Consider the following 26,090-nt stretch of genomic DNA (forward strand, 5'->3'; position numbering starts at 1 on the left):
TCCGGGTCGGGTGCGCGTGTCGCAGCGCGGGCCGGGCCGTCGTTTGTGTTATTCGCCTCAGAAGGGATGCCCGATGGCGTCGCCGGAGATCGAGGACGGTCCGGACGGTCCCCTGACCGGACACCCGCAGGCACTGCGGCCACTGACCGGCGAGCTGATCGCCGCCGTGCTGGCCCACCGGGGGTACGCGGTGGCCCAGGAACCCGACGGCGCGCTTGTCGGCCGCTGGGAACGCAGCCTGATCTGGTTCCACCGCCGGGGCGCGGCCGGCGAGCTGCTCCAGGTACGCACCGTCGCCGCGCACTGGTTCGGCATCGAACGGGTGCCCGGGCTGCACGCGTTCTGCAACACGTGGAACCACGACCGGCTCTGGCCCAAGGCGTACGTGCACGTCGACGACGACGGCGTCGCCCAGGTCTGCGGCGAGGTCACCACCGACCTGGAGCGCGGCGTCACCCCGCACCAGCTCGACCGGCTGATCGACTGCGGCGTCACCACCGGCTGCCAGCTCGCCGTCGCCGTCGCCGACCTGCCCGGCGGGACGCTCCGGTGACCACGGCCCGCGACCGGGCGCTGGCCGCCGCGCTCGCCGACGCCCGGGACCGGCCGGACGACGAGGAACGCTGCGCCGAGCTGGACCGGATCGCGGCCCGCGCGGACGCCGCCGACGACCCGCGTACCGCCCTGTCGGCACGGTTCGCGCTGGTCGAGGCGTACCTGCACCGGGGCGAGCGGTGGCGAACCGTGGAGCAGGTCCGCCGCCTGCGGGCCACGCTGGCCCGGCATCCCGGGCTGCTCGACGCCCACCCCGACGAGTTGGCCCGGCTGCGTCGGCACCAGCGGCAGGCGGTGGAGGCGGCGCTCGGCACCCCCCGGGTCGGGCTGGACCAGATCCGGTCGCTCACCGATGAGCTCGCCGACGAGCTGGGCCCGGACGCCACGCCGGTCGCCGAGCTGCGCTGCCGGCTCGCCGACCACCTCGGCGACGAGCCGGCCGCCCGGCGCGCGTACCAGCGGTGGACGGCCGGGGACGCGGCCGACCCGGTGGGCGGCTGCCCGGGTTGTGCCCCGGCCCGGCGGGCCGAGCTGCTGACCGGCTGGGGTGAGCCGGAGGCGGCCCTGGCGGCACTGGGCCAGCGCGGCCAGCACCACGGTCAGCGCGGCCAGCACCACGGCCAGCACCACGGCCAGCGCGGCCAGCACCACGGCCAGCACGGCCGGCACCACGGCGAGCGCGATGCGGCGGACGGCGCGCCGGACTGCACCGACCAGCCCGAACGGTCACTCACGGCAGGGCTGCTGCCGTGGCTGCGTACCGGCGCGGTGGAGCGGGCGGCGCGGGCGCACGCCCGCGCGTACCGCCGGCACCGACGGGAGCGGGCCGCGTTCCCGCTGCTCGCCACGCATCTGCGGTTCTGCGCGCTGGGCGGGTACCCGCACCGCGGCCTGGAGCTGCTGACCGAGCAGTTGCCCCGGCTGGACCGGCCGGCCGACGACCTGTCCGCGATGGAGTTCGCGGCGGCCGGCGCGCTGCTCTGCGGGCTGGCCGCGGAGGCCGGTCTCGGCGGGCGGCGGATCCACCGTCCCGGGCACGGCTCCCGGCCGGCGGCCGAGGTGGACGTGGCCACGCTCGGCGCACAGCTCCAGGCGCTGGCCACCGCACTGGCCGGCAGCTTCGACGCCCGCAACGGCACCGGGCACCAGTCCGGCCGGATCGCCTCCTGGCTGGCCGAACGGCCGCTCGCCGGGCCGGTGTCGCTGGCGGCGGAGAGCGAGTTCGACGAGGAGCCGGAGGCCGACCCGGCCGACCCGGGCCCGCCCGGCCCGGAGGAGCCGGCCCCGCTGGACGCCGCGCTGCTCACCGCCGCGCTGGCGGCGCGCCGCGAGGCGGTCACGACGGAGCCGGACGGCACGCTCGTCGGCCGGTGGGGCGAGGCGACGATCCAGTTCCGCGTGCTCGGCGAGGTGCTGCACGCCCGGGTGGTGGCGGCGCGCACGCTGCCGGCCGACCGGCGCGCCGAGGCGTACGCGTTCTGCAACGCCTGGAACCACGACCGGCTGCTGCCCGCCGCCTACGTGCACGAGCCCGGCGACGGGACGCTGGTGTTGGCCGCCGGTGTCACCACGGACCTGTCCTGCGGCGTCGCGCCCACCCAACTGGCCGTGCTGGTGGCCGCCGCCGTCCGCACCGGCACCGCGTACGCCGACGCGGTCGCCGCCCTGGGCTGAGCCGCACGCGGCGCGGCCCCCGACCACCGGGCGGTGGCGATGCCCGGAGGAACCGTGCCGCCGACGCGGCGCGGCCCCCGACCACCGGGCGGTGGAGGTGCCCGGAGGAACCGTGCCGCCGACGCGGCGCGGCCCCCGACCACCGGGCGGTGGAGGTCGGGGGCCGCGGTCTCGGGGGGCGGCGGTCAGCGGGCGGAGAACGCCACCGTGTAGTCGCCGGCGCCGGACAGCCCGACCACGCGGTAGCGGTAGGCGCCGGCCGGGGTGTCGGCGGTCAGCGTGGCCGCGCCGTCGGCGGTGGCCGCGCGCGCCACGGTGCGGAACGCGCCGCCGGTGAAGCGTTGCAGCTCCAGCACCACCCGGGCGCCGTCCGACGCGACGACGCAGGCCTCCTGCGTGCCGCCGGCAGCCCGGAAGAAGCGGCCGTCCGGCTGCACCTGCGCGCGCCCGGCGGCGATCCGGCCGGTGCGGCTCACCTGGCCGGTGCACTCGGTGTCGCCGGCCGGCGGCTCGGCGGGCGGCGTCGCGGCCGGCGGGGCGGTCTGGTCACCACCGGCCGGCGGCTCCGCGGGTGCCGGCTGGCCGCCGGCGGTGACAAGCGTCAGGTTGTTGCGCTGGAGAATCTCGTTGACCGGCTGGAAGAACGTCACGCCGCCCCGGGTGCAGTCGCCGGAACCACCGGAGGTGACACCCTGCGCCTGGTCACCGGAGAGCCACGCGCCGCCGGAGTCGCCCGGCTCGGCGCAGACGTCCGTCCGGGTCAGTCCGGTGACCGTCCCCTCCGGATAGTTGACGGTCGCGTTCTTGGCCTGCACCACACCGCAGCGGGTGCCGGTGGTGGAGCCGGACCGGCAGATGGACGCGCCGACCGGGGCCTCGGTGGAGCCGTTAACCGGCACCGTGCCGCCGTTGAAGTCGTTCACCACGCCCTGCGGCGTCCAGTCGCCGTTGGTCTCGACCACGGCCCAGTCGTCGCCGGGGAACGACGAGGCCGCGAACGTGCCCTGGGCGACCCGGTTGCTGCCGGTGGTGCGGTCCCCCGGACGGCCGCAGTGCCCGGCGGTGACGAAGCCGCCGACCACGGAGAAGCCGACCGAGCAGCGGCCGGCGTCGTTGATGAAGAACGCGTCGCCGCCCCGCACGTCGAACAGCGGGCGCGGGGCCTCGTCGGCGGTCCGCACCCGGGCCGGGCCGGCGGTCCCGCCGGCGGCGGCGAACCGGCGACCGGCGGCCTCCGCGCCGGGCCGGGCGACCACCACCACGGAGTTGCTGGCCACGTCGACGTACCAGCCGGCGATGTCCGGGCTGGCGTCCGCGCCGGCCGCGTCCAGCCGGGTCTTCACCGCGTCCAGCTCGGCGACGCCCCGCTGCACCCGCTTCGGCACCGCGCCGGCCGCGGTGACCCGCGCCGCCCCGGCCGCGTCGGTCACCGCCACGTTGAGCGTGGCGCCGTCGTCGCCGAGCCAGCTTCCGCCGTAGCCGGCGCCGAGTTCGGTGCGCAGCCTGCTGACCGTGCCGGCCGCCCAGCGTTCGGTCTTCAGCCGGCGGACCGCCTGGTCGCGGGTGAGCGAGAGGTCGCGGCCCAGCGCGTCCAGGACCTCCGGGGCGAGGCCGTCGGCGGCCGGGGCCGCCCGCCGGGGTTCCTCACCGGCGAACGACGGCAGCGTCACCGCCGCCGTCAGGCCGGCCGCCGCCACCAGTACGCCGGTGGCTGTCATCCGTCTGCGGTCCATCCGCCACGCTCCTCCCGGCCGGCGCGGGGGCACGCCGACCGACCGGGGGTACGGAGCCGGACGCCGATCGGTTGAGGACCGGCACCCGGTTTCGACGCAGCGTGTCGGGGCGCACCCGGAGCGCGACAGGACGGGTCGCCCTCACCCCCTTCGGGTGATGTCCCGACGGGAGCCGTATCCCCCACCGGCCGGTCCGCGATAGATATCGCGGACGGAACCAGACCGTCACCGCGACCTGCACGGAGGACCGAATCATGACGGCATCGCAGACGACCAGGGCCGACGAGCAGCCGACGCCACGCGGGGGCTACCAGCCGCCACGGCTGACCCGGCTCGGCACCCTGGCCGACCTGACCCGGGGCGGCGAGCTTCCCGTCGGCGACGGACAGGGTGGCAGCGGCGCGTCGATCTGAACCTCGGTCGACCGCCGTGGCACCGGCCACCAGGAGTTGAGGATGACCGCACCGATCGTCGACACCCGGGTGGCCGCACCATGGCCGTCGCCGTACGAGCTGGCCACCGGCCTGGTGACCGGCGTCGAGCCGGCGGACCGGACCGGTCCGCCGGCTCCGGTCGTCCCGTCCCCGCTGGCGGCGCTGGAGGCGGCGGTGCTGCCGGCGGTCCGCCGGCCGCCGTGCCTGGTCAGCTTCTCCGGTGGCCTCGACTCGTCAGCGGTGCTGGCCGCGGCCGCCCGGGTGGCCGCCCGGCACGGCCTGCCGGCGCCGGTGCCGGTGACCTGGCGGTTCACCGGCGCGCCGGCGGCCGACGAGTCGGACTGGCAGGACCGCATCATCGACACGCTGGGCCTGCGGGACCACTGGCAGATCCTGCGCGCGGACGACGACCTCGATCTGGTCGGCCCGGTGGCCCAACGGTTCCTGCACCGCTACGGCGTGTGCCATCCGCTGAACACGCACCTGCACCTGCCGATCGTCGAGCTGGCGGCCGGCGGGTCGATGCTGACCGGTGGCGGCGGCGACCAGATCCTCGCCGGGTGGCGGCCTCCGCTACCGGCCTCCCCGTACCGTCGGTTGCGCCACCGGGCGTCCCGGGTGCGGGCCCGACTGCGCCGGGGGCCGTCCGGCGTCGACAGGTTTCCCTGGTTGCGGCCGGCGGCGGCACAGGAGGTGCTACGCCGGCACCGGGCCGAGCGGCGGGCCGAGCCGACCCGGCTGGACCGGCGGATGGCCTGGCACCTGCGCCGCCGTGACCTGCGGCTCACCGTGGCCTCGTTCGACCGGATGGGTGCGGACCACGGCGTACTGGTCCGGCATCCGTTCCTCGATCCGGGGTTCGTGGCGGCGCTCGCCGCCACCGCCGGTCACCGCCGTGGCGTGGCCCGCCGTGACCTGCTCGCCGAGGTGGCCGACGGCAACCTGCCGCCGCTGCTGTTCCAGCGGCAGGGCAAGGCGCACTTCCTGGACGTGTTTCTGCGCACGCCGACGCGGGAGTTCGTGCGGAGCTGGGACGGCGGCGGCGTGGACGGATCGGTGGTGGATCCGGCCGCGCTGCGCGCGGTCTGGAGCCGGTGGCCGGTTCCGGAGTGCACCGCCGGGCTGGTGCAGCACCTGTGGTTGCGGCAGCATCCACCGGCGCTCCGCGACCCCGCGCCGCACCGGTTGGCCGGCGACCGCTGATCAGGCCCGCCGGCTCGCCGAGGCGAGATCGGCGGTCTCGGTGACGGATTCCATCAGCCGCCACGTCCGCTCCAGGGCGGTCCAGTCCCGGGGCCGGGTCAGTTCCCAGGCCGGCAGCGCCGCCAGGGTGAGCAGCGCGGCCGGGTCGGACGGCAGCTGCGGCCAGGACCGTTCGGCGGCGAGCCGGCCCAGCGCGTCGATCGCGGCCAGCCGGGTCACCGCCGGCCCGTCGCCCCACCGCAGGAAGAACCAGCCGGCCAGCGACGCGCGGACGGCGATCGGCGGGAGCGGCACCCGGGTCCGACTGCCCTCCCGGGCGGTCCGGCCCGCGAGGGCCGCGCCGGGGACCGGCTGCCGCAGATCGATGCAGCGCGGCCCGGCGAAGACCGCGCCGTCGTGCACCACCGTCACGTCGTCGGCCAGCACCGGCACGTCCCGGGCGGCGAGCGCCGCGAGCAGGCTGCTCTTGCCGGCGGTACGCGGGCCGAGCACCGCGTACGCCCGTCCGTGCCGGACGAACGCGCCGGCGTGGAACGTCTCCCGTCCCGCCCACCGGTTCACCACGACGGCCGGTGGCGCCAGGTAGGGGTGGGCGAGCAGGTCCGGCGTCAACGGCGGCCCGTGGAACGTGGCCGTGCCGGTCCGCCGGTCGACGGTGAGGTGCCGTCCGTCGGCGAGCAGGCGCACTTGCCGCCACCGGTCCAGCGGCACCGGGGTGGGGCGGGGGCCGTCGTGCTGGCGGATCGTCACCTCGGGCAGGTCGCCCCCGGGCTCGGCCGGCATCAGGTCGGTGACGTCGTCCAGCCCGTGGACCCGGAGCCCGTAGGCGAACCGTCCGGTCATCTGCTCCTCCTGTCGCCCGGGCACGGCGGTGCGGGTGACGCCGGAGCGTCACCCGCACCGGGTGTCATCCGATCAGCGGACCGTACCGCTGATCACGTGCGACGGCGTGACCTTCGCGGAACCCGGCGTGACCTTCCGCAGGCGCCCCTTGCCGTTGGCGGACAGGGCCACCGCGGGCGCCGGCAGGCCGAGCGCGTCGACGTCCCAGCCGACCCAGAACGGGCCCGGCGTGTCGATGTGCAGCCAGAGGGCCAGCCGGATGGAGGCGCCCGGGCCGAGGCCGCCGAGGTCCAGCGGGATGGTCAGCGTGGTGAACAGGCCGCCGCCGGGCGGGTTGGTGGCCGGCGCGTCCATCCGCAGGTTGTTCACGGTCACCACGTTTCCGTTGCTCAACGTGACCGGGCTGGTCGTCGTGGGCGGGTTGATCACGTGCAGGTTGCCCTGCGGCGACGGCGTGGGGCCGTTGGGTTTCGGTGCGCCGTTGAGCTGGCTCAGTGCGGTGATCTGGAGCCGCGCCTGGGTCAGCGGGGAACTGGACGACCGGTTGGTGACGGTGAACCGCAGGATGATGGTGTTGCCGTTCACCTCCCGGTTCGGCGCCGCCCCGGTGGACACGTTCGGGTCCAGCCGGGTCGACTGGGCGATGTCGTTCTGCTGGTAGACGCCGAGCGTGTTGCTGGGGCTCGGGCTGCCCAGCGCGGACGGCACCCCCTCGGTCGGGCCGAGCAGCGTGCTGACCAGCCGGAAGTCGTTGCGGGTGTTGCCGGTGTCGATCAACTGGCCGTTCGACCGGATCCGGCCCCAGGCGTGCGCGACGTGCGGCGGGCTGGTGAACGCCGGCAACGGGGTGCCCTCGTAGAAGCCCGGCGCGGACCCGGCGGCGTCCGTCACCGTGCCGGGCACGTCCGGCGCCACCAGGCGGAATCCGCCGCCGGCGGGCCCCAGGTCGGGCACCACCAGGTCGGGCAGGATGTTCGACAGCGAGTAGTCGGACCCGGCGACCAGGTAGCCCCGCCGGTTCGGCACCGGCCGGGCGCTGGCCGGGATGGTGAGACTGAACCCGCCCGGCGCCTCGATCCGGAACCCGGCGATCGGCACGTCGATCGGCAGGTTGCTGCGCAGGCCCAGGAACTGGTCCTTGTCGCCGGCGGTGCCGGACTGGGCGAACTGGCCGATGAGGACCTGGCCGGGCAGCGCCCGGATGTCCACGGTGACGGTGTTGGAGTTGACCACCGCGTTGGTGTTGGTGGCGTCGAACTGCACCCGGAACCGGTTGAGCCCGTACGCCGGCAGGATGACCTGGAAGTCGGCGGCGTTGAAGGTCACCGGGAACGTGCCGAGCGGCCGGTCGGTGCCGTTGGGCAGCACGTCGATCGCGGTGACGCTACCCTCGGCGACGCCGGGGCCGATCCGCACGTGGAACGCGCTCGGCGTGCCGAAGTTGGTGAGCGTGCTGTCGACGGTCAGGGTGACCACGCTGGCCGCCTGGACGATCAGCCGGAACTGCTGGGTGTCGCTGAGCCCGAACGCGTCGGTGACCCGCACCGTGAACGGGTACGCCCCGGCTGCGGTGGGACGCCCGGAGAGCAGCCCGGTGGCCGGGTTGAGCGTGAGCCCCGGCGGCAGCGGGCCGGTGACCGACCAACTGAACGGGGCGGTGCCGCCGACCACCGTGAACTGGTCGGAATAGATGGCCCCCACCTCGGCGAGCGGTGGCGCGGCGTTGTTCAGGCTGGGCGCCTGGCGGATCTCGATCGTCACCAGCCGGCTGCCCTGCTGCCCGGCCGCGTCCACCACCCGCACCACGAACGGGAACACGCCGGCGGTGGTCGGCACCCCGCTCAGGGCGCCGGTGTTGGTGTCCAGCGTGATCGCCGGCGGCAGCGACCCGGAGGCGATCGACCAGACGAACGGCGGCACACCACGGGTGGCGTCGAGGCCCACCGAGTACGCCACCCCCACCGCACCCGGCGGCGGGGTGGCGAACGCCAGGGTCGGCGACACGTTCATGGTCACCGCGAACGACAGCGGCGACTCGGGCCCGGTGCCGGCCGCGGTGCGGGCGGCCACCGAGAACCGGTAGGTGGTGCCGGGGATCAGCCCGGTGATCTCCGCGGTGGTGGCCGGGCCGACCGTCTGGGTCGCCTGCCGCGCGCCGCCGACGTACGGGGTGATCACCCAGTTGGTGACCGGGGAGCCGCCGTCGGAGCCGGGGGTCCAGCTCAGCAGCGCGGTGGTGCTGTTCGCGCTGACCGCGATGATGGTCGGCGCGGCCGGCAGCGCGAGCAGCTTGGCGGGCGCCGACCGAGGGCTGGCCGGGCCGGTGCCGACGGCGTTGCGGGCGGCCACCGTGAACGTCCACGCCCCCTTGCTGGACGCCAGCCGCAACGTGCCGGTGGTGGCCGTGCCGTCGAACGACACCGGCTTGGCTGCCTTCTTGTCGCGTTGCGGCGTCACCACGTACCCGGTGATGGCGCTGCCGTGATCGGCGGGCGCCTGCCAGGTGACGACCGCCAGGGTGCCGCGGTGACCGGCGCGCGGCTTCTTCGGCGCGGCCGGGGCGGAGGGCTCGACCAGTGCGCCGGTCCGGACGGTCGGCCGGGGCGAGGTGGCGGGCGCGGCAGCGGTGGCTGGCTTCGCCGAGGCGGCGGATCGGTTCTTGGCCGCGGCGGCGGGTTGGGCCGAGGCGGGTGCGGGCGGTGACAGCACCGACAGTACGAGCGCGCCGGCGAGGGCCGGGGCGGCCCAGACGCGCAGGCGGGACAAAGCGGACATCGAACCCCTGCCTTTCTGCGGGATCGACGGGCACGCCCATGAGCGCGCCGAAGGCGAACGAGTGGGAAGGAAGAAGATAAACATTCACGGCAGGAGATTTCCTGCCTTATCCTTCTATCACGCTCACCCTTGAAGCGACAGTGATCTGTCACTATTTCCGCAGGTCAAGGCATGGATTGGCGGCCTGAGTAGTCATTTTGCGAATTGGGTCGCCCCAAAACGAAACAGCCGGGAAAAGAAGTGTCCGGCCGTACCAAAAAACGGCCCCGCGGCACCGGAGGGGTGCCGCGGGGCCGCCACGCGAGTGGGGCCGTCGGTCAGACCTCGACCACGGTCGGGACGATCATCGGGCGTCGGCGGTACGCGTCGTTGACCCAGCGGCCCACCGTCCGGCGGACGATCTGCTGGAGCTGGTGCGGATCGGTGATGCCGTCCGCGGCGGCCCGGTTCAGCGCCTCGGTGACCAGCGGCACCACCGGGTTGAACGCGGCCGGGTCCTCGGAGAAGCCCTTCGCCGAGAGGGTCGGCCCGGCGACCACCTTGCCGGTGACCGAGTCGACCACCACGGTGGTGGCGATGAAGCCGCCGTCGCCGAGGATCCGGCGCTCGGTCAGCAGCGACTCGCTGACGTCGCCCACGGCGAGGCCGTCGACGTAGACGTACCGGCTCTTCACGCGCCCGACCAGGCTGGCCCGGCCCTCGACCAGGTCGACCACGTCGCCGTCCTCGCAGAGCACCACCCGGTCCGGCGCGACACCGGACTCGATGCCGAGCCGGGCGTGCGCGCGCAGGTGCCGCCACTCGCCGTGCACCGGCATCAGGTTGCTCGGCCGCACCACGTTGAGCAGGTAGAGCAGCTCGCCGGCCGGGGCGTGCCCGGAGACGTGCACCTTCGCCACGTCCTTGTGCACCACCACAGCGCCGGCCCGGGCCAGCCGGTTGATCACCCGGTAGACCGAGGTCTCGTTGCCGGGCACCAGCGACGAGGCCAGCACCACGGTGTCGCCCGGCGCGATGGTGATGTGCCGGTGGTCGCCGCTGGCCATCCGGCCCAGCGCGCTCATCGGCTCGCCCTGCGAACCGGTGGACATCAGCACGATCTGCTCGGGCGGCAGGTTGGTGGCCTCCTCGATGTTGACCACCAGACCGGCCGGGATGTTGAGCAGGCCCAGGTCCCGGGCGATGCCCATGTTGCGGACCATGGACCGGCCGATCAGCGCCACCTTGCGGCCGTGCTCGGCCGCCGAGTCGAAGACCTGCTGCACCCGGTGCACGTGCGAGGCGAACGAGGCGACGATGATCCGCCCCTTGGCCTTCGCGAAGATCGAGTCGAGCACCGGCCCGATCTCCCGCTCCGGCGTGACGAAGCCGGGGATCTCCGCGTTGGTCGAGTCGGAGAGCAGCAGGTCGACGCCCTCGGCGCCGAGCCGGGCGAAGCCGGCCAGGTCGGTGATCCGCCCGTCCAGCGGGAGCTGGTCCATCTTGAAGTCGCCGGTGTGCAGCACCAGGCCGGCCGGGGTGCGGATGGCCACCGCCAGCGCGTCCGGGATCGAGTGGTTCACCGCGAAGAACTCGCACTCGAACGGGCCCAGCCGCTCCCGGCCGCCCTCCCGCACGGTCAGCGTGTACGGCTGGATCCGCCGCTCGGCCAGCTTCGCCTCGACCAGCGCCAGCGTGAACTGGGACCCGACCAGCGGGATGTCCGGCTTGTGGGCGAGCAGGTACGGCACCGCGCCGATGTGGTCCTCGTGGCCGTGGGTGAGCACGATCGCCTGCACGTCGGCCAGCCGGTCCAGGATCGGGCCGAAGTCGGGCAGGATCAGGTCCACGCCCGGCTGCTCGACGTCGGGGAAGAGCACCCCGCAGTCGACGATCAGCAGCTTGCCGTCGTACTCGAAGACGGTCATGTTCCGGCCGATCGCGCCGAGTCCGCCGAGCGGCATGATCCGCAGGCCGCCCTCCGGCAGCGGCGGGGGCAGCTCACCGTCGATGTGCGCCTCGGTCACGCGTCACCTCATTCTGCGACGCCGTCGTGCGGCGTCCGTCGTGTCGTCGAATCATTCGGGCAGGGGCAGGCCCGCCGCGACGCAGTCGGCGCGCAGCTGGGCCAGTTCGTCGCCGGTGGCCTCCACCAGCGGCGTTCGCACCGGGCCGGCCGGCAGGCCGTGTGCCGTGAGGCCGGCCTTGACCAGGATCGTGCCCTGGGTGCGGAAGATACCGGTGTAGAGCGGCAGCAGCCGCCGGTGCAGGGCGAGCGCGCCGGCGTGGTCGCCAGCCTCGAACGCCTCGATCATCTGCTTCGTCGCCACGCCGGTGAAGTGCGTGGACGTGCCGACCACGCCGACCGCGCCGATCGCCAGGGCGGGCAGGGTCAGCGCGTCCTCACCGCTGTAGAACGCGAGGTCGCTGCGGGCCAGCACCTCCGAGGTCGCGATCAGGTCGCCCTTGGCGTCCTTGACCGCGACGATCCGGCCGTGCTCGGCGAGCGTGACCAGCGTGTCGGTGGCGATCGCGACGCCGGAGCGGTGCGGGATGTCGTAGAGCATCACCGGCAGCCCGGTGGCGTCCGCGACGGTGGTGAAGTGGTGCAGCAGCCCGGCCTGCGGCGGCTTGTTGTAGTACGGGGTGACCACGAGCAGGCCGTGCGCGCCGGCCTTCTCGGCCTGCGCGGCCAGCTCGACGGTGTGCCGGGTGTCGTTGGTGCCCACCCCGGCGACGATCCGGGCCCGGTCGCCGACCGCCTCGACCACGGCGCGGATCAGCGTCTCCTTCTCCGCGTCGGTGGTGGTCGGCGACTCACCGGTGGTGCCGTTGAGCACCAGCGCGTCGTTGCCCTGCTCGTCGACGAGGTGCCGGGCGAGCCGGGCGGCGCCGTCGAGGTCGAGCGCGCCGTCGGGGGTGAACGGCGTCACCATGGCCGTGATCACCCGCCCGAACGGGCGCGACGCGCCGCGGTCCGGGGCGGCGGAGTGGTCGTGCGTCATGTTCACAACCTAGCTGACGACCACCGGTGCCCCGGCGGCGAAGGGAGAGGACTCACTCCGCGTGCGGCGAGGCCGCCACCTCGGTGCCGTCCGGCAGCGTGGTGATCACGAAGTCGGCGAAGACGTTCGGCGCGACGCCCTGGAGCTGCCGCAGGCACTCGATCGCCAGCTCGCGGATCTCCACGTCGGCGTGCTCGGTGGCGCGCATCTTCACGAAGTGCCGCCACGCCCGGTAGTTTCCGGTCACCACGATCCGGGTCTCGGTCGCGTTCGGCAGCACGGCCCGGGCCGCCTGCCGGGCCTGCTTGCGGCGCAGCGTCGGGTTGGGCTCGTCGGTGAAGCGGGCCTCCAGCCCCTCCAGCAGATCGGTGTACGCGCGCACCGCCGCCTCGGACGCCTCGACGAACTTCTTGTGCAGCTCCGGGTCCTCGGCGATCACCGCCGGCTCGACCATGGCGGCGTCCCGCTCGGGCACGTAGCGCTGGGAGAGCTGCGAGTAGGAGAAGTGCCGGTGCCGGATCAGCTCGTGCGTGAACGACCGGGAGACGCCGCTGAAGTAGAAGCTCACCGAGCCGTGCTCCAGCACGGACAGGTGACCCACCTCCAGGATGTGCGCCAGGTAGCCGGCGTTCGTCGCGGTGACCGGGTTCGGCTTCTTCCAGCTCTGGTAGCAGGCCCGGCCGGCGAACTCGGCGAGCGCCTGCCCGCCGTCGGCGTCGGTCGACCACGGCACCTCGTCCGGCGCCTGGAACTGGGTCCACGCGATCAGCTTGACCTGGGGCTGCACCATCTCCGGCATGCCGAGGACTTTAGTTGCCCGTCGTCCGGCGCGGAAATCGGGCGCGCGGCCGACCAGCGCCTGCTCTCCGGCACGTGTCGTAGCTCTCCCGCGCCGCTCTCTTCCACGTCCGCCGCGGCAGTGGTGGTCTCGTCGGCCCTTTCGAGCTGAGTCGTCGGTGCTATCACCCGGCCGGCGACGAGAGCTTGGTACGGGACGGTCCCTCCAGGGGCACCTTCGTACCAAGATCTTCGCCCATTCCGCTTCGCGGGAGCCGGGCGGCGGTCCCGATGGCACCGACGACTCAGCTCCACAGGGCATCGGTGACAGATCGTCCCGGCGTCGGCGGGCGGTCAGACGTAGAGCGAGGGGAACGGCGCCCAGGGCAGGTTGCGGACCACCGAGAAGACCGCCCAGGCGGCCAGGAAACCGCCGAGCACCTTCGGGCTGAACTGCGGCTCGGGCAGTCGCCAGCCGAACGCCCGGTTGCCGGCCCAGGCGACGAAGAGCCAGGCCAGGAACGGCAGCGCGAAGACGAAGAGGAAGTGGTGCCGGGCGGCGGCCGGCAGGTCGCCGTGCAGCACGAACCAGAGCGCGCGGGTGCCGCCGCAGCCCGGGCAGTCCAGCCCGGTGGTGAGCTTGAGCAGGCAGGTCGGCCGGGCGTCCGGGTCGCTCCGGGTGGGGTCGCTGATCAACGCGTACGTCACGCCGAGGCCGACGCAGGCCAGCGCGGCCAGCGGCACCGCCCAGCGCGGGGCGCGGGCGTGCAGGCGCAGCACCAGGCGGGTGAACCGGTCCGGCTCGACGGGCTGGTAGACCACCCCGGCCGGCCACGCCACCGGCCCGGGATGGCCGTGAGGCTCGGCAGGACCGGAGGGCCCCACGTGGCCGTAAGGCTCGGCGTGCCCGTGCGGTTCGGCGTGTGCGGGTGCCTCCGCGTCCGGGTGCGGTGCGGTAGCGGGCCGGTCGACGCTCGTCACGACGTCACCGTACACCGGCCACGCCCACCAGCGCGGCGGCCAACGGCGCGGCCAGGTCACCGGCGGCCGGCGGGGCGACCGCGTCCAGGCCGAGCCAGCCGGCCAGCCGGTACAGCTCGGCGGCGAGCGCCACGGCCGTCTCCCCCGGGTCGGCGCCCGGCTCCAGCCAGGCCGCCGGCACCAGCAGGACGCCCGCCTTCCGGTCGGCCTTGAGGTCGACCCGGGCGGTGAACCGCTCGCCCTGCCGGAACGGCAGCACGTAGTAGCCGTACACCCGCTGGGGCGCCGGCACGTAGATCTCGATGCGGTAGGTGAAGCCGAAGAGCCGCTCGGTGCGGGCCCGCTCCCAGACCAGCGGGTCGAACGGGCTGACCAGCGTGTTGCCCCGCACCCAGCGGGGCAGCCGGGCATCGGCGTGCAGGAAGGCCGGCTGCCGCCACCCCTGGACGGTGACCGGGGTCAGCTCGCCCGCCTCGACCAGCTCGGCGATCGCCTGCCGGGCCCCGGCCACCGGCAGGCGGAAGTAGTCCCGCAGCTCCGGCTCGGCGGCGACGCCCAACGACCGGGCCGCGAGCGCAACCAGGGCACGGTGCGCCTCGGCGACGGTCGGGGTGGGCGCGTCGAGCACGGCCGCCGGCAGCACCCGCTCGGGCAGGTCGTAGCGGCGGGCGAACGAGTTGGTGCGGTCGGCGGCGGTGACCTCACCGGCCCAGAACAGGAACTCCAGCGCCCGCTTGACGGCCGACCAGTTCCACCCCCAGTTGCCGGTCTCCCGGGGCGCGTCGTGCTCGATCTCGGCGGCGGTGAGCGGGCCCCGCGCGGCCACCTCGTCGCGGACCCACGCGACCAGCTCGGGTTGCTCCTGCGCGATCCGGCGCATCCCGCCCCACGCCTCGTCGCGCGCCTTGGCCATCCGCCAGCGCAGCACCGGGTGCAGCCCCACCGGGACCAGCGACGCCTCGTGCGCCCAGTATTCGAACAGCTCGCGGGGGCGGCGGTAGGCGGCGGTGTCGAGCAGCGCGGTCGGGTAGGGCCCGAGCCGGCTGTAGAGCGGCAGGTAGTGCGCGCGTTGCAGGACGTTTACCGAATCCATCTGGATCAGCCCGACCCGGTCGAGCACCCGGCGCAGGTGCCGGCGGGTGGGCACGGCGGCGGGCGTCGGGTCGGCGAAGCCCTGGGCGGCCAGCGCGACCCGGCGGGCCTGGGCGAGGGAGAGCGATTCCGGTGCGACCATCGTCGCGACCCTAATCCACCGGTACGACGCGGACGGAGCGGCGGCTGGACCGGTCGACCGCCGGGGCATAGAACTGGACGGGTGCCCACCATCCGCCGGGAGGAACCGGACGACGCCGAGGCGATCGCCCGGGTGCACGTCCACGGCTGGCAGGCCGGGTACGCCGGCATCATGCCCGCCGAGGTGCTGCGCCGGCTGAACCCGGCCGCCTGGGCGCAGCGCCGCCGCGACCTCGGCACCGCCGACCCGGAGCACCCGTTCACCACGCTTGTCGCCGAGGCCGACGGGGAGGTCACCGGCTTCACCACGTTCGGGCCGTACCGGAACAACCAGGACCGCGGCGACCTCGACCCGGCGTGCGGCGAGTTGCTGGCGATCTATCTGGAGCCGGCGCACTGGGGTTCGGGCACCGGCGCGGCGCTGCTCGCCGCCGCCCGGGCCGGGCTGGCCGGGCGGGGCTGGACCGAGTACCGGCTCTGGGTGCTCGCCGACAACGCCCGGGCCCGCCGCTTCTACGAGCGGGCCGGGCACTCACCGGACGGCGAGGAGTCCGCCTACCCGGTGCCGTTGCACGGTGGGCGCGACCCGGTCCTGCTCCGCGAGCTGCGGTACACCGCCCGGCTCGACCGCTGACCCGGCCGGCCCGGCGTCGCCCGCCGGCCCGGCGCCGCCGGCCGGGACCGCCCAGCGGCGGATCGGCAGGCCGAGCAGCAGCGCCAGGCTGATCCACACGTAGGTGTTGCTGCCGAGGAAGCCGCCCACGCCGGTGAAGTCCTTCTCCCAGGACCAGACGATCCGGCTGCACAGCAGCGCGTACCCGATCAGCGCGGCGGCCAGCAGCAGACGACGCCGCCGGCTGCGGGCGGGCGCCGCCATGCCGTTGTCGACCAGCAGGATCAGCCCCGGCAGCAGCCAGACCAGGTGGTGCACCCAGGTCACGGGGCTGACCAGGCACATCACCGCACCGGTCAGGGCCAGGCCGGTGGCCTCGTCGCCGGCGGACACCGCGGCCCGGCAGCGCCAGCCCCAGACCGCCAGCGTGGCCAGGACCAGCAGCAGCCAGGCCACGGTGCTCGGATGCTCCGGGTCGAGCCGGGCGACCACGCCGCGCAGCGACTGGTTGGAGACGAACGCCAGCTCACCGACCCGGTCGGTGTTCCACAGCGCCTCGGTCCAGAACTCGCGGGACGCGTCCGGGAAGAGGCCGGCGGCGACGAGCGTGGCGACGGCGGCCGAGCCGACCGCGGTCGCGGCGGCCCGCCAGCGGCCGGTGACCAGCAGGTAGACGATGAAGATGCCGGGGGTCAGCTTGATCGCGGTGGCCAGGCCGATGCCCACGCCGGCCCAGCGGTTGCCGGCCGGCAGCAGCCGGAGCAGGTCCACCGCCACCAGGAACAGCAGCAGCATGTTGACCTGACCGAAATTGACCGTCTCGCGCATCGGCTCGTACGCGGCGGCCAGGCAGAGCGCGACCGCGAGCGTGAACCAGCGGGTCCAGCCGGCCCGACGGGCCACCGGGTCCAGCAGCCACCAGATCACCACGGCGCTGACCACCACCGTCGCCGCCACGCTCACCACGATCGCCGCGCCCCACGGCAGGTACGCCATGGGCAGCATGACGAGCGCCGCGAACGGCGGGTAGGTGAAGCCGTACTGGGTGCCGGCCTTGAGGAAGTCGTAGATCTCGCCGCCGTCACGCGCCCAGTAGGTGAGCGCGCCGTGGTAGACCCGCAGGTCGAAGAAGCCGTGCCGCACCGCCGCCACGGAGAGGAACCCGGTGACCGCCGCGGCGAGCGCCGCCACGGCCACGACCTGCGCGGTCGTCCGCCCGGCACCCTGCGCCACCGTCCTCCTCCTCGCCCTGCGTAGGCTCACGTGCCATGGCTGAAGGCTACGTCCGCCCCGCGCGTCCCGAGGACGTCGCCGAGATCGCACGCATCCAGCTCGCGACCTGGCGGGTCGCGTACCGCCGGATCCTGCCCCGGCACGTGCTCGACAACCTGGACGAGGCGTACCTCGCCCGGCGGTGGGGCGCGGCGGTGCAGGAGCCTCCCTCGGGCGCGCACCGGGTGCTGGTCGCCGTCGAACAGGCCGCGCAATCGTATCTGGTGGGGTTCGTCGCCTCCGGTCCGGCCGACGCCGAGGCGCTCGCCCCGGGCGAACCGGCCGACGCGTTCGACTCGGGCGTGGCCGCGGTGACCGACCTGCTGGTCGAGCCGCGGTGGGGGCGGCGCGGGCACGGCAGCCGGCTGCTCGCCGCCGCCGTCGAGCACTGGCGCGCGGACGGGCTCACCCGCGCGGTGGCGTGGGCGTTCGACGCGGACGCGGCGACCCGCGCGTTCCTCGGCTCGACCGGCTGGGAGCCGGACGGCGCGACCCGGGCGCTGGACGTGGACGACATGCTGGTGCCCCAGCTCCGGCTGCACGTGGCCGTCCCGGAGGAAGCGGCGCCGGCGCCGCGATGAGTTTCCGGCCGGCCGCCGGTCTGCCCTCGACGGGTGGCCGGCGGTCCCGGCACGGGGCGGGACCGCCGGTCACCGGTCAGCCCTTGTCCGCGCCCTCGTTGGCGCCGCGCACGAAGTAGCGCTGGAAGATCACGAAGAGCACCGCCACCGGGATGGTGGCCAGCAGCGCCGCACCGAGCTTCAGCGGATACTGGTTGCCCTTGCCGAGCGAGCCGCCGACCAGGTCGGCCAGGCCACGGGGCAGCGTGAACAGGCCCGGGTCCTGCACCGAGACGAGGCTGTGCGGGAACTCGTTCCAGGAGCCCTGGAACGACAGGATGGTCAGCGTGATCAGCGCCGGTCGGGCCATCGGCAGCACCACCGACCAGAACGTGCGGAAGACACCGGCGCCGTCGATCCGGGCCGCCTCCTCCACGCTGACCGGGATCGACTCGAAGAACTGTTTCATGATGAACACGCCGGCCGCGTCGGCGAGCAGCGGCACGATCAGGCCGGCGTAACTGTCGTACAGGCCGATCTGCTTGAGCACCAGGAACTTCGGGATCAGCAGCACCACGCCCGGCACCGCCATCACCGCGATGACGGCGGCGAACAGCCCGGCCCGGCCCCGGAAGCGCAGCCGGGCCAGCGCGTAGCCGGCGAGCGAGTCGAAGAACACCCGGCCGAGCGTGACCAGCACGGTGACCAGCAGCGAGTTGCCGAGCCAGAGCGGGAAGTTGGTGCCGGAGAAGATCCGTTCGAAGCCGGCCAGCGTGAGCGGGTCCGGGATCGGCGACAGCGGGTTGGCCGCCGCGTCCGGCTCGGTCTTGAACGAGTTGCCGAGCTGGATCACGAACGGGTAGAGGAAGACCAGTCCGAAGAAGATCAGGACGGCGTACCCGAGGAAGCGGTTGGCCCGGGCGCGCGGCTCGCGGTCGCGACGGCGCGCGACCGGCGCCGGCCGGTCGGTCAGCACGGCCATGTCAGGACCCCTCCGGTACGCGTCGCCGCCACCACCGGCCGCGCCGGTTGCCGTCCCGGTCGGCCATCAGCCGGCGCTGGAACAGGGTGAGCAGGATGATGATCAGGAACAGCACGAACGAGATGGCCGCGCCGGAGCCGTAGTCGAAGTCGCGGAACGCGGTCCGGTACGACAGGTACGCCGGGGTGAGCGTGGTCTTGGCCGGGTCACCCTGGCTCATCACGTACACCTGGTCGAAGACCTGCCAGGAGCCGATCAGTCCCAGCGTGACCACGAGGAACGTGGTGGGCTTGAGCAGCGGCAGCGTGACGTACCGGAAGCGCTGCCAGCGGGACGCCCCGTCGAGCATGCCGGCCTCGTCAAGCGCCACCGGGACGTTCTGCAACGCGGCCAGGTACATCAGCATGAACGTGCCCGAGGTGGTCCAGATGACCAGGCAGATGATCGACATCATGGCCACGCTGGGCCCGGAGAGCCACTCCCACCAGCTCAGCCCGAACGGGCCGCCGGAGGTGAGCGCGGCCGGCGGGGTGTCCAGCCCGAACGCGCCGAGGACCAGGTGCAGGACGCCGCGACCGTCGGCGAACCACTCCGGCCCGTCGACGCCGAGCAGGCCGAGCAGCCGGTTGACCGCGCCGGAGTTGGCGAACAGGAACAGGAAGACCACGCTGACCGCGACCGAGCTGGTCACGGACGGGAAGTAGAACGCGCTGCGGAAGAAGCCCTTCCCCTTCAGCAACCGGTTGTTGACCACCAGGGCGAGACCGAGCGCGAGCGCGGTCTGCACCGGCACCACGATCGCCACGTAGTAGATGTTGTTGCGGATGGCGGTCATGAAGTCGCGGCGGGCGAGCCCGTCGTCGGTGAACAGCCGGCTGTAGTTGTCGCCGCCGACGAACGGCACGTCGCCGGTGAACGGGCTGCCCTGGCCGTTCCAGTCGGTGAGGCTCACCCAGAGCGCCATCAGGATCGGCAGCAGCAGGAAGAGCCCGAGGATCACGATCACCGGCGCGACGAAGATCCAGCCGGCCAGGTTCTCGTTACTGCGGATGCCGCCCGTACGGCGACGCGGCGGGCCGGCCGACGCGGTGCCCGGCGCGGCGAGCGTGTCCGTTGCCATTCCCTCCTCCTTCGCTCGGGGGAGGTGGAAGGAGGGGCCCCTTGTTAACACCCGTCTGTTAACAGGGGGCCCCTCCTTACACCTCAGCCGCCGAGCGCCGCCTTGGCGTTCTTGTCGAAGTTGGCCAGGATCGTCTTCGGGTCACCGGTGGTCAGGCCCTGGAGGCCGGCCTCCAGGTCCCGCAGCACGCTGTCCATCTTCGGCGCGTTCACCGGGCCCTGGGCGTACTCGACGCCGTCGATGAACGGCTTGTCCGCCGGGAACGCGCCGGTGTACTGGTCGCGGACCGACTGGCGGGACGGCATCACGCCGAACGCCTTCGCGAAGCCGATCTGCTGCTCGCCGGCGGTCATCGCCTCGACGAACTTGATCGCCTGCTCCTTGTACTTCGACTTGGCCGCGATGCCCCAGCACTGGGTGAAGGAGAGCGTGCCCTGGCCCTTCGGGCCGGCCGGCAGCGGCACCACCTTGTACTTCACGTTCGGGAAGTCGTTCTGCAGGGCGCCCTTGATCCAGTTGCCCTCGATGGTCATCACGGCCTTGCCCTTGCCGAACGCCTCGCCGGACCAGCCGGAGTCGAGCTGCTTCGGGAACTTCGCGTAGCCGTTGGTGAGCAGCGACTTGACGTACTGGAGGGCCTGGAGGTTCTCCGGGGTGTCCGCGGTCGGCTGCTTGCCGTCCTTGCTCATCAGCCAGCCGCCGTTCTGCACCATGAACGCGCCGACGCGGTCCCGGGTGTCGCCGAGCGCGAGCGCGACCTGTCCCTTGGCCTTGATCTTCTGGCTGACGGCGGTGAGCTGGTCCCAGGTGGTCGGCACGTCGGCGTCGGTCAGGCCGGCCTTGGCCCACAGGTCGGTGTTGATCTGGAGCGCCAGCGTGGAGAAGTCCTTCGGCGCGCAGTAGAGCTTGCCGTCGTAGGTGAACGCGGTGCGCAGGCTCTCGTAGAAGTCGTCGGAGTTGGCGACCTTGTCCCCGTACGGCTCCAGCGCGCCGACGCTGGCGAAGTCGGCGAAGCGGGCCGCGTCGACGTAGAAGACGTCCGGCGGGGTGCCGCCGGCCAGCGCCTGGCCGAGCTGCTGGGTGAGGTCCTGCGCCGGGGTGACGGTGGCGGAGTTGCCGGAGGAGCCGGCCCACGCGGCGGCGGCGTCCTTCACGGCCTTGGTCTCGGCGTCGCCGGAGGAGCCGATCAGGATCTGCAGGCTGGCCGGGCCGCTGGACTGCTTGGTGTCGGTGGCCGAGTCGTCGAAGCCGCTGCCGCAGGCGGCGGAGCCGAGCAGGGCGACGGCGGCGACGCCGGCCACCGCGGCCCGGGTGAGCATCCGTGGTGTCATCTGTTTCTCCTGGTGGGGGATGGGATCACGCCGAGTGCCGGAGCACCAGCGAGGGGTCGAGCAGCAGTTGGGGGTCGCGTTGTTGCCCGTCGAGCAGCCCGGTGAGCAGCTCGACGCAGCGGGCGGCGGCCTCGCCGAGCGGCTGGCTGACGCTGCTCAGCCCGACCGCGGCGGCCACCGGGGTGTCGTCGAAGCCGACGACCGCCACGTCGGTCCCGGCGTCGCGGGCGGCCTGCCACGCGCCGAGGGCCAGCGAGTCGCTGGCGCAGACCAGCGCCGTCGGCGGCGCGTCGAGGGCGAGCAGCGCGCGGGCCTCGCGCTCCCCCTCGGCGATGCCGTCCTCGGTGGCGCGGTCCGGTGCGGCGCCGTCGAGGCCGACCTCCGCCATCGTGGTACGCCAGCCGGCGCGCCTGTCGTCGCCGACGCCGGAGCCGGCGGGCCAGCCGAGGAACGCGATCCGACGGTGGCCGGCGGCGAGCAGGTGCCGGGTGGCCTGGGCGGTGCCGGCGGCGCCGTCCACGTCGACCCAGGGGTGCGCCTCCGGCGTGTCCCAGGGCCGGCCGAACGTCACGAACGGCACCTTCCGCTCGGCCAGCCACGCGGTACGCGGGTCGCGGTGCTTGGTGCCGGTGAGCACGAACGCGTCCAGCTCGTACGCGCCGAGCAGGTCGTCGTAGGTGGCGATCTCGTCGTCGTCGTGGCGGGCGGTGTAGAGCATGACCCGGTAGCCGGTGGCGTCGGCGGTCTCGGTGAGGCCGTGCAGGAAGCGGTCGAGCACGGAGCCGTTGATGCCGTCCCGGGTGGGCTCGATGCGGACGGCGATGAGCCGGGACCGCCCGGTCCGCATCTGGCGGGCGGCCTGGTTGGCCCGGTAGCCGAGCGCGGCGATGGCCTCCCGCACCCGGCGGCGGGTGTCCTCGCGAACGATGTGCGGGGCGTTGAGCACGTTGGAGACGGTCTGCCGGCTGACCTGGGCATGCCGGGCCACGGTCGCGATGGTTACCTTTTCTCCCACGAAATCCCTCTCGCCGCCTTGAACGATCCAATACCGATGCGGCAGGATTAGATCGTTCAAAGTTTCTGGAATGTTTCGCACTCTGCACCCGGCCGCCGCCAGTTGTCAAGACATCCGCGCCACCGATCAGCACCAGGAGTTCCCCCGTGACCGAACGCCACCTCCAACCCCTGCTGCACGACCTGGTCGGGGTGGTGCACGCCCCCACGAGCGCGCTCGGCGACGCGGCCGGTCAGCTCCGGCAGTACGGCGTCCAGGGCGTCTTCCACGCCGACGCCCGGGTGCTCTCCCGCGCCGAGCTGCGCCTCGACGACCGGGCGCCGGAGCCGATCGCGAACGGCGCCGCCGGTCCGCACGGCGCCCGCTTCGTCGCCCTGGCCCGCTGGCTCGGCGACGACACCCCCGACCCGACCGTCCGGGTCGAACGCACCCGACGGGCCGGCCCGGCCGGTCTCACCGAGGAGATCGTGGTGTCGTCCACCGCCACCGAGCCGGTCCGCACCACCGTCACCGTGGACCTGGCCTGCGATCTCGCCCCGATCGAGCAGGTCAAGACCGGCCACGCCGGCCAGCCGCTGGCGGCCAGCGCCGGCGAGCCGGGCCGGGTGCAGTGGGCCGCCGACGGCCTCACCGTTACCGTGACCGGCGCGGACGCCACCGTGGAAGCCACCGGCGAGCGCGCCGTCGCACCGCGCCTGAGCTGGGCGGTCGCCGTCGACCCGGGCGACTCGGTCACGCTGCGCTGGCGGCTCGCCGTCACCGACCCGCGGGCCGTGGTGACCGCCGCGCCGCCCGGCCCCGGCTGGGCCGAACCCCGGGTCGCCGCCGACGACCGCCGGCTGCTCCGGCTGCTCGACCGGTCCCTGGCCGACCTGCACGCGCTGCGCCTGGCCGAGCCGGCCCACCCGGAGGACGTCTTCCTCGGCGCCGGCGTGCCCTGGTTCCTCACCCTGTTCGGCCGGGACAGCCTCTGGGCCGCCCGGATGATGCTGCCGCTCGGCACCGAGCTGGCCGCCGGCACCCTGCGGGTGCTGGCCCGTCGGCAGGGCACCCGGGTCGACCCGGCCACCGGCGAGCAGCCCGGCAAGATCCTGCACGAGCTGCGCCGGCACGAGTTCGCCCCGAACGAGGGGCTGCGGCTGCCGCCCGCGTACTACGGCACCGTCGACGCGACAATGCTCTGGGTCAGCCTGCTGCACGACGCCTGGCGCTGGGGCCTGCCCGCCGACCAGATCGAGCCGCTGCTGCCGCACCTGGAGGCGGCGCTGCGCTGGCTCGGCGAGCACGCCGACGCCGACGGCGACGGCTTCCTCGAGTACATCGACACCACCGGCCACGGCCTGGCCAACCAGGGCTGGAAGGACTCCGGCGACGCGGTGCGCTTCCGCGACGGCCGGCTGGCCGCGCCGCCGATCGTGCTGGCCGAGGTGCAGGGGTACGCGTACCGGGCGGCCACCGACGGGGCGGACCTGCTGGACGCGTTCGGTCGTCCGGACGCCGACCGCTGGCGCGGCTACGCCGACCGGCTCGCCACCAGGTTCCGCGCGGCGTTCTGGGTGGACGGCCGCCACGGCCCGCAACCCGCGCTGGCACTGGACCGGGACAAGCGCCCGGTCGACGCGCTGACCAGCAACATCGGCCACCTGCTCGGCACCGGGCTGCTGTCGGACGCCGAATCGGCCCAGGTGGCGGCGCTGCTCTCCACCGAGGCGATGGCCGGCGGCTTCGGGCTGCGCACCATGTCCACCGACGACGCCGGGTTCAGCCCGCTGTCGTACCACTGCGGTTCGATCTGGGCGCACGACACCGCGATCGTGCTCGCGGGGCTGGCCCGCGACGGGCACCGGGACGCGGCGCTACGCCTCGCCGACGGCCTGCTCGCCGCCGCCGAGGCGTTCGACTACCGCCTGCCCGAGCTGTACGGCGGCGACGACCGGGCGGCGCTCGGCCGGCCCGTGCCCTACCCGGCGGCGTGCCGCCCGCAGGCCTGGTCGGCGGCGTCGGCCGTGCTGCTGCTCCAGGCCGGTCTCGGCGTCTATCCGGACGTGCCGAACGGCCGGGTCGACCTGCGCCCGCTGGCCGGCCCGGAACTGGGCGCGCTCAGCGCGACCAACCTGCGTATCGCCGGCACCCCGGTGACGGCCACGGTCACCCACACCGGCCACCCCACCCTGACAAACCTGCCCCCCACCCTGATCCCCACCCCCCGCACCCCCTCCACCCCCACCCCCGCTACCCCCGGGCGTTGACCATGAAGTTGACGGCCTTCTCGATCTCCACAAGCGCCGCCAACCTCATGATCACCGAACCCGGTCCGGGCGCTGGACGGCGGTGATCAAGGAGTTCGTGTCGGGTCGGGGCGGTGGGGTCAGGCGGGATGGAGTTCGGCTACCAGTTCGTCGTCCTCCATCGCGCCCGTCGGGCGGAAGCCGAGTGAGGTGTAGAGGGCGGCGGCCGCGGTGTTGTCCGGGTGGTAGCTCAGTCGGATCGGCCGGCCCGCCTCGGCCAGCCAGTCGGCCAGCGTGCGTACCGTGGCGCGGCCCACCCCCCGGCCCTGCTCGGCGGCGTCGATGACCATGCCGCCGATCCAGCGGGAGCCGTCGTCGTCCACGCCCCACATCACGTGCCCCACCACGGTGTCGTCGGCGTACACGGCGAGCGAGTTCCAGACGTCCGAGTGCGTGGAGAGCAGCAGGTAGCGGGCGGCCAGCGCGGCGACGAAGGCGCGCTGGTCGTCGCGCGGGGCCACGTCGGCCACCGGCCGCCAGTTGTCGTCGTCCACCGGCCGCAGGGTCACCCGGCGGCCGAGACGGTCACGCACTCCAGAGTCGATCATGGCGGTCAGCCTAGGCTCGGCTGCGCCCACCGACCATCGATTTCGCCGAGGTCACGGCGGCCCGGTCAGGTCCGCCGGCGCCCACCGCCCAGGCCGCCGCGAGTCGCCCGCGAGGTGGAAGCGCGAGGCGATAAGAGGGGCCCCCTGTTATGCGCAATGCGTTAACAGGGGGCCCCTCCTTCACGTCAGTCGGTGGCGGCGCGGGCGACGCGGTCGAGGTACGGGCGCGGGTCGCCGGCACCCAGGTCGGTGACCCCGGCGCTGCGCAGGGCGCCGATCGCCAGCGTCCGACGCACGGCGGCGAAGGTGATCACGTGGCCGATGGTGCCGCCCAACGTGTGCGTGGTCGGGGGCGTGCAGGTGGTGTCGACGAACGTGTCCGCCAGGGTGCCGTCGGCGAGCGTCCGGGCCACGAAGGCCCGCCAGTCGCGGCCGGCGACCGCGTGCCGGGCGGCCAGGCCGGTCATCGACCGGTCGCTCTCGTCGGGCCACTCCCCGCCGCGCAGCGCCGAGAGCCAGTGCTCCTCCTGCGTGACCATGGCGTTGACCAGCGAGCGGAGCGTCGGCTGCTCGTCGATGGTCTCCACGGACACGGTGACGGGCCGGTCGAGGACCTGGTCGTCGAGACCGGCGGCGCGGTCGATGATCGCGGTGAGCGTCTGGACGTGGTGGTCGACCAGATGTTGGAGAACGTTCATCGGGGTCTCCTGACGTACTGCCGGCAGCCGCAGGCCACCGGGCGGTTGGAAGTGGACTCCGCTGGGGCAGGGCAGCTCCAGCTCACGGAAGGTCAGCGGCCGACGCCGCCGGACCGCGGTCGGGGCGAAGCCGTACGACCGACGGAAGGCACGGGTGAACGCCTCGTGCGAGCCGTACCCGGCCTCGACCGCGATGTCGAGGACGGTCCGGTCGCTGGTGACGAGCCGATGGGCCGCCCGTTCCAGGAGCAGTCGCCGGCGCAGCACGCCCGGCGGTTCGCCGGTGGCCGCGGCGACCAGCCGGTCGAAGTGGAACCGGGACAGGTGGGCCCGCGCGGCCAGATCGACCGGGGCGACCTCCGGATCGTCGAGCGCCGCCTGGAGCACGTCGAGGAGGCCGGTGAGTCCGTCCGTCGAGGTCATGTGCCCAGCCTGCACCCGCCGACGACCGCGCCGCTTGATCGCCCTTGC

22 protein-coding genes are annotated in these 26,090 nt (G+C 74.0%); 7 read left to right on the forward strand and 15 right to left on the reverse strand.

What is annotated here, in order from left to right; genetic code table 11:
• The first annotated feature begins 73 nt into the window (after window positions 1-73).
• Window positions 74-553: a type III secretion system chaperone family protein gene (locus ACZ6O5_RS07190; RefSeq protein WP_465975099.1), complete on the forward strand. Its 480-nt coding sequence runs from the start codon at window positions 74-76 to the stop codon at window positions 551-553.
• Entirely contained in the window at window positions 550-2,229 is a 1,680-nt protein-coding gene (locus ACZ6O5_RS07195) for a type III secretion system chaperone family protein (RefSeq protein WP_465975101.1), read from the forward strand. Before ACZ6O5_RS07190 ends, ACZ6O5_RS07195 begins: the two co-directional genes overlap by 4 nt.
• A 185-nt stretch (window positions 2,230-2,414) precedes the next feature.
• On the opposite strand, the gene ACZ6O5_RS07200 is transcribed toward ACZ6O5_RS07195, so the two are convergent.
• On the reverse strand, window positions 2,415-3,962 hold the full coding sequence (locus ACZ6O5_RS07200) for a S1 family peptidase (RefSeq protein WP_465975103.1): 1,548 nt from the start codon (window positions 3,960-3,962) through the stop codon (window positions 2,415-2,417).
• A gap of 254 nt (window positions 3,963-4,216) precedes the next feature.
• On the opposite strand from ACZ6O5_RS07200, the gene ACZ6O5_RS07205 reads away from it, so the two are divergent.
• Window positions 4,217-4,375: a lasso RiPP family leader peptide-containing protein gene (locus ACZ6O5_RS07205; protein ID WP_465975105.1), complete on the forward strand. Its 159-nt coding sequence runs from the start codon at window positions 4,217-4,219 to the stop codon at window positions 4,373-4,375.
• 42 nt (window positions 4,376-4,417) lie between these two features.
• The gene (locus ACZ6O5_RS07210; protein ID WP_465975107.1) at window positions 4,418-5,599 is read left to right on the forward strand and encodes an asparagine synthase-related protein; all 1,182 of its coding nucleotides are present in this window, start codon (window positions 4,418-4,420) and stop codon (window positions 5,597-5,599) included.
• On the opposite strand, the gene ACZ6O5_RS07215 is transcribed toward ACZ6O5_RS07210, so the two are convergent.
• The 7 genes from ACZ6O5_RS07215 to ACZ6O5_RS07245 all read right to left on the reverse strand — a co-directional run bounded on the left by ACZ6O5_RS07215 (window position 5,600) and on the right by ACZ6O5_RS07245 (window position 15,193).
• Window positions 5,600-6,442: a hypothetical protein gene (locus tag ACZ6O5_RS07215; protein WP_465975109.1), complete on the reverse strand. Its 843-nt coding sequence runs from the start codon at window positions 6,440-6,442 to the stop codon at window positions 5,600-5,602.
• 72 nt (window positions 6,443-6,514) lie between these two features.
• Window positions 6,515-9,217, reverse strand: a complete 2,703-nt coding sequence (locus tag ACZ6O5_RS07220) for a putative Ig domain-containing protein (protein WP_465975111.1) — start codon at window positions 9,215-9,217, stop codon at window positions 6,515-6,517.
• A gap of 317 nt (window positions 9,218-9,534) precedes the next feature.
• Complete coding sequence (locus tag ACZ6O5_RS07225; protein ID WP_465975113.1) at window positions 9,535-11,223, reverse strand: ribonuclease J; 1,689 nt, start codon at window positions 11,221-11,223, stop codon at window positions 9,535-9,537.
• A gap of 51 nt (window positions 11,224-11,274) precedes the next feature.
• Window positions 11,275-12,201 (reverse strand): 4-hydroxy-tetrahydrodipicolinate synthase, encoded by a 927-nt coding sequence (gene dapA, locus ACZ6O5_RS07230; protein ID WP_465975115.1) that lies wholly within the window; start codon window positions 12,199-12,201, stop codon window positions 11,275-11,277.
• Between the two features lie 52 nt (window positions 12,202-12,253).
• Window positions 12,254-12,991, reverse strand: a complete 738-nt coding sequence (thyX, locus tag ACZ6O5_RS07235) for an FAD-dependent thymidylate synthase (protein WP_107156087.1) — start codon at window positions 12,989-12,991, stop codon at window positions 12,254-12,256.
• A gap of 341 nt (window positions 12,992-13,332) precedes the next feature.
• A complete protein-coding gene (locus ACZ6O5_RS07240) occupies window positions 13,333-13,959 on the reverse strand; it encodes a DUF2752 domain-containing protein (RefSeq protein WP_465975117.1) in 627 nt (208 codons plus the stop codon).
• Between the two features lie 4 nt (window positions 13,960-13,963).
• Window positions 13,964-15,193, reverse strand: a complete 1,230-nt coding sequence (locus tag ACZ6O5_RS07245; protein ID WP_465975119.1) for a winged helix-turn-helix domain-containing protein — start codon at window positions 15,191-15,193, stop codon at window positions 13,964-13,966.
• Window positions 15,194-15,274: 81 nt separating this feature from the next.
• Here ACZ6O5_RS07245 and ACZ6O5_RS07250 point away from each other — a divergent pair, with 81 nt between their 5' ends.
• Window positions 15,275-15,826 (forward strand): GNAT family N-acetyltransferase, encoded by a 552-nt coding sequence (locus tag ACZ6O5_RS07250; protein WP_465975121.1) that lies wholly within the window; start codon window positions 15,275-15,277, stop codon window positions 15,824-15,826.
• On the opposite strand, the gene ACZ6O5_RS07255 is transcribed toward ACZ6O5_RS07250, so the two are convergent.
• Window positions 15,725-17,038: a glycosyltransferase family 87 protein gene (locus tag ACZ6O5_RS07255; protein WP_465975123.1), complete on the reverse strand. Its 1,314-nt coding sequence runs from the start codon at window positions 17,036-17,038 to the stop codon at window positions 15,725-15,727. The two genes, ACZ6O5_RS07250 and ACZ6O5_RS07255, sit on opposite strands and share 102 nt — an antisense overlap.
• Before the next feature lie 35 nt (window positions 17,039-17,073).
• Between ACZ6O5_RS07255 and ACZ6O5_RS07260 the strand changes: the two genes are divergently transcribed.
• The gene (locus tag ACZ6O5_RS07260) at window positions 17,074-17,658 is read left to right on the forward strand and encodes a GNAT family N-acetyltransferase (protein WP_465975125.1); all 585 of its coding nucleotides are present in this window, start codon (window positions 17,074-17,076) and stop codon (window positions 17,656-17,658) included.
• Window positions 17,659-17,734: 76 nt separating this feature from the next.
• On the opposite strand, the gene ACZ6O5_RS07265 is transcribed toward ACZ6O5_RS07260, so the two are convergent.
• The 4 genes from ACZ6O5_RS07265 to ACZ6O5_RS07280 all read right to left on the reverse strand — a co-directional run bounded on the left by ACZ6O5_RS07265 (window position 17,735) and on the right by ACZ6O5_RS07280 (window position 22,085).
• Entirely contained in the window at window positions 17,735-18,619 is an 885-nt protein-coding gene (locus ACZ6O5_RS07265; RefSeq protein ID WP_107156039.1) for a carbohydrate ABC transporter permease, read from the reverse strand.
• Window position 18,620: 1 nt separating this feature from the next.
• Window positions 18,621-19,739 carry a carbohydrate ABC transporter permease gene (locus tag ACZ6O5_RS07270; protein ID WP_465975127.1) on the reverse strand — a complete coding sequence of 373 codons (1,119 nt, stop codon included), beginning with the start codon at window positions 19,737-19,739 and terminating at the stop codon, window positions 18,621-18,623.
• An 83-nt stretch (window positions 19,740-19,822) separates the two neighbouring features.
• Window positions 19,823-21,070, reverse strand: a complete 1,248-nt coding sequence (locus ACZ6O5_RS07275; protein WP_465975129.1) for a sugar ABC transporter substrate-binding protein — start codon at window positions 21,068-21,070, stop codon at window positions 19,823-19,825.
• Between the two features lie 25 nt (window positions 21,071-21,095).
• The gene (locus ACZ6O5_RS07280) at window positions 21,096-22,085 is read right to left on the reverse strand and encodes a LacI family DNA-binding transcriptional regulator (RefSeq protein WP_425791430.1); all 990 of its coding nucleotides are present in this window, start codon (window positions 22,083-22,085) and stop codon (window positions 21,096-21,098) included.
• Window positions 22,086-22,231: 146 nt separating this feature from the next.
• Between ACZ6O5_RS07280 and ACZ6O5_RS07285 the strand changes: the two genes are divergently transcribed.
• Window positions 22,232-24,334 (forward strand): amylo-alpha-1,6-glucosidase, encoded by a 2,103-nt coding sequence (locus ACZ6O5_RS07285; protein ID WP_465975131.1) that lies wholly within the window; start codon window positions 22,232-22,234, stop codon window positions 24,332-24,334.
• Between the two features lie 119 nt (window positions 24,335-24,453).
• Here ACZ6O5_RS07285 and ACZ6O5_RS07290 read toward each other — a convergent pair whose 3' ends face one another.
• The gene (locus ACZ6O5_RS07290; protein WP_465975133.1) at window positions 24,454-24,921 is read right to left on the reverse strand and encodes a GNAT family N-acetyltransferase; all 468 of its coding nucleotides are present in this window, start codon (window positions 24,919-24,921) and stop codon (window positions 24,454-24,456) included.
• A gap of 185 nt (window positions 24,922-25,106) precedes the next feature.
• A complete protein-coding gene (locus tag ACZ6O5_RS07295) occupies window positions 25,107-26,042 on the reverse strand; it encodes a helix-turn-helix domain-containing protein (protein ID WP_465975135.1) in 936 nt (311 codons plus the stop codon).
• Between the last annotated feature and the right edge of the window lie 48 nt (window positions 26,043-26,090).

It is taken from the genome of Micromonospora sp. NPDC049201 (assembly GCF_055586805.1).

Coding starts and splice junctions, on each gene's coding strand:
- ACZ6O5_RS07190 (WP_465975099.1), top strand. CDS start 74: ATGGCGTCGCCGGAGATCGAGGACGGTCCGGACGGTCCCCTGACCGGA.
- ACZ6O5_RS07200 (WP_465975103.1), bottom strand. CDS start 3,962: ATGGACCGCAGACGGATGACAGCCACCGGCGTACTGGTGGCGGCGGCC.
- ACZ6O5_RS07205 (WP_465975105.1), top strand. CDS start 4,217: ATGACGGCATCGCAGACGACCAGGGCCGACGAGCAGCCGACGCCACGC.
- ACZ6O5_RS07210 (WP_465975107.1), top strand. CDS start 4,418: ATGACCGCACCGATCGTCGACACCCGGGTGGCCGCACCATGGCCGTCG.
- ACZ6O5_RS07215 (WP_465975109.1), bottom strand. CDS start 6,442: ATGACCGGACGGTTCGCCTACGGGCTCCGGGTCCACGGGCTGGACGAC.
- ACZ6O5_RS07220 (WP_465975111.1), bottom strand. CDS start 9,217: ATGTCCGCTTTGTCCCGCCTGCGCGTCTGGGCCGCCCCGGCCCTCGCC.
- dapA (WP_465975115.1), bottom strand. CDS start 12,201: ATGACGCACGACCACTCCGCCGCCCCGGACCGCGGCGCGTCGCGCCCG.
- thyX (WP_107156087.1), bottom strand. CDS start 12,991: ATGGTGCAGCCCCAGGTCAAGCTGATCGCGTGGACCCAGTTCCAGGCG.
- ACZ6O5_RS07245 (WP_465975119.1), bottom strand. CDS start 15,193: ATGGTCGCACCGGAATCGCTCTCCCTCGCCCAGGCCCGCCGGGTCGCG.
- ACZ6O5_RS07260 (WP_465975125.1), top strand. CDS start 17,074: ATGGCTGAAGGCTACGTCCGCCCCGCGCGTCCCGAGGACGTCGCCGAG.
- ACZ6O5_RS07265 (WP_107156039.1), bottom strand. CDS start 18,619: ATGGCCGTGCTGACCGACCGGCCGGCGCCGGTCGCGCGCCGTCGCGAC.
- ACZ6O5_RS07270 (WP_465975127.1), bottom strand. CDS start 19,739: ATGGCAACGGACACGCTCGCCGCGCCGGGCACCGCGTCGGCCGGCCCG.
- ACZ6O5_RS07275 (WP_465975129.1), bottom strand. CDS start 21,070: ATGACACCACGGATGCTCACCCGGGCCGCGGTGGCCGGCGTCGCCGCC.
- ACZ6O5_RS07290 (WP_465975133.1), bottom strand. CDS start 24,921: ATGATCGACTCTGGAGTGCGTGACCGTCTCGGCCGCCGGGTGACCCTG.
- ACZ6O5_RS07295 (WP_465975135.1), bottom strand. CDS start 26,042: ATGACCTCGACGGACGGACTCACCGGCCTCCTCGACGTGCTCCAGGCG.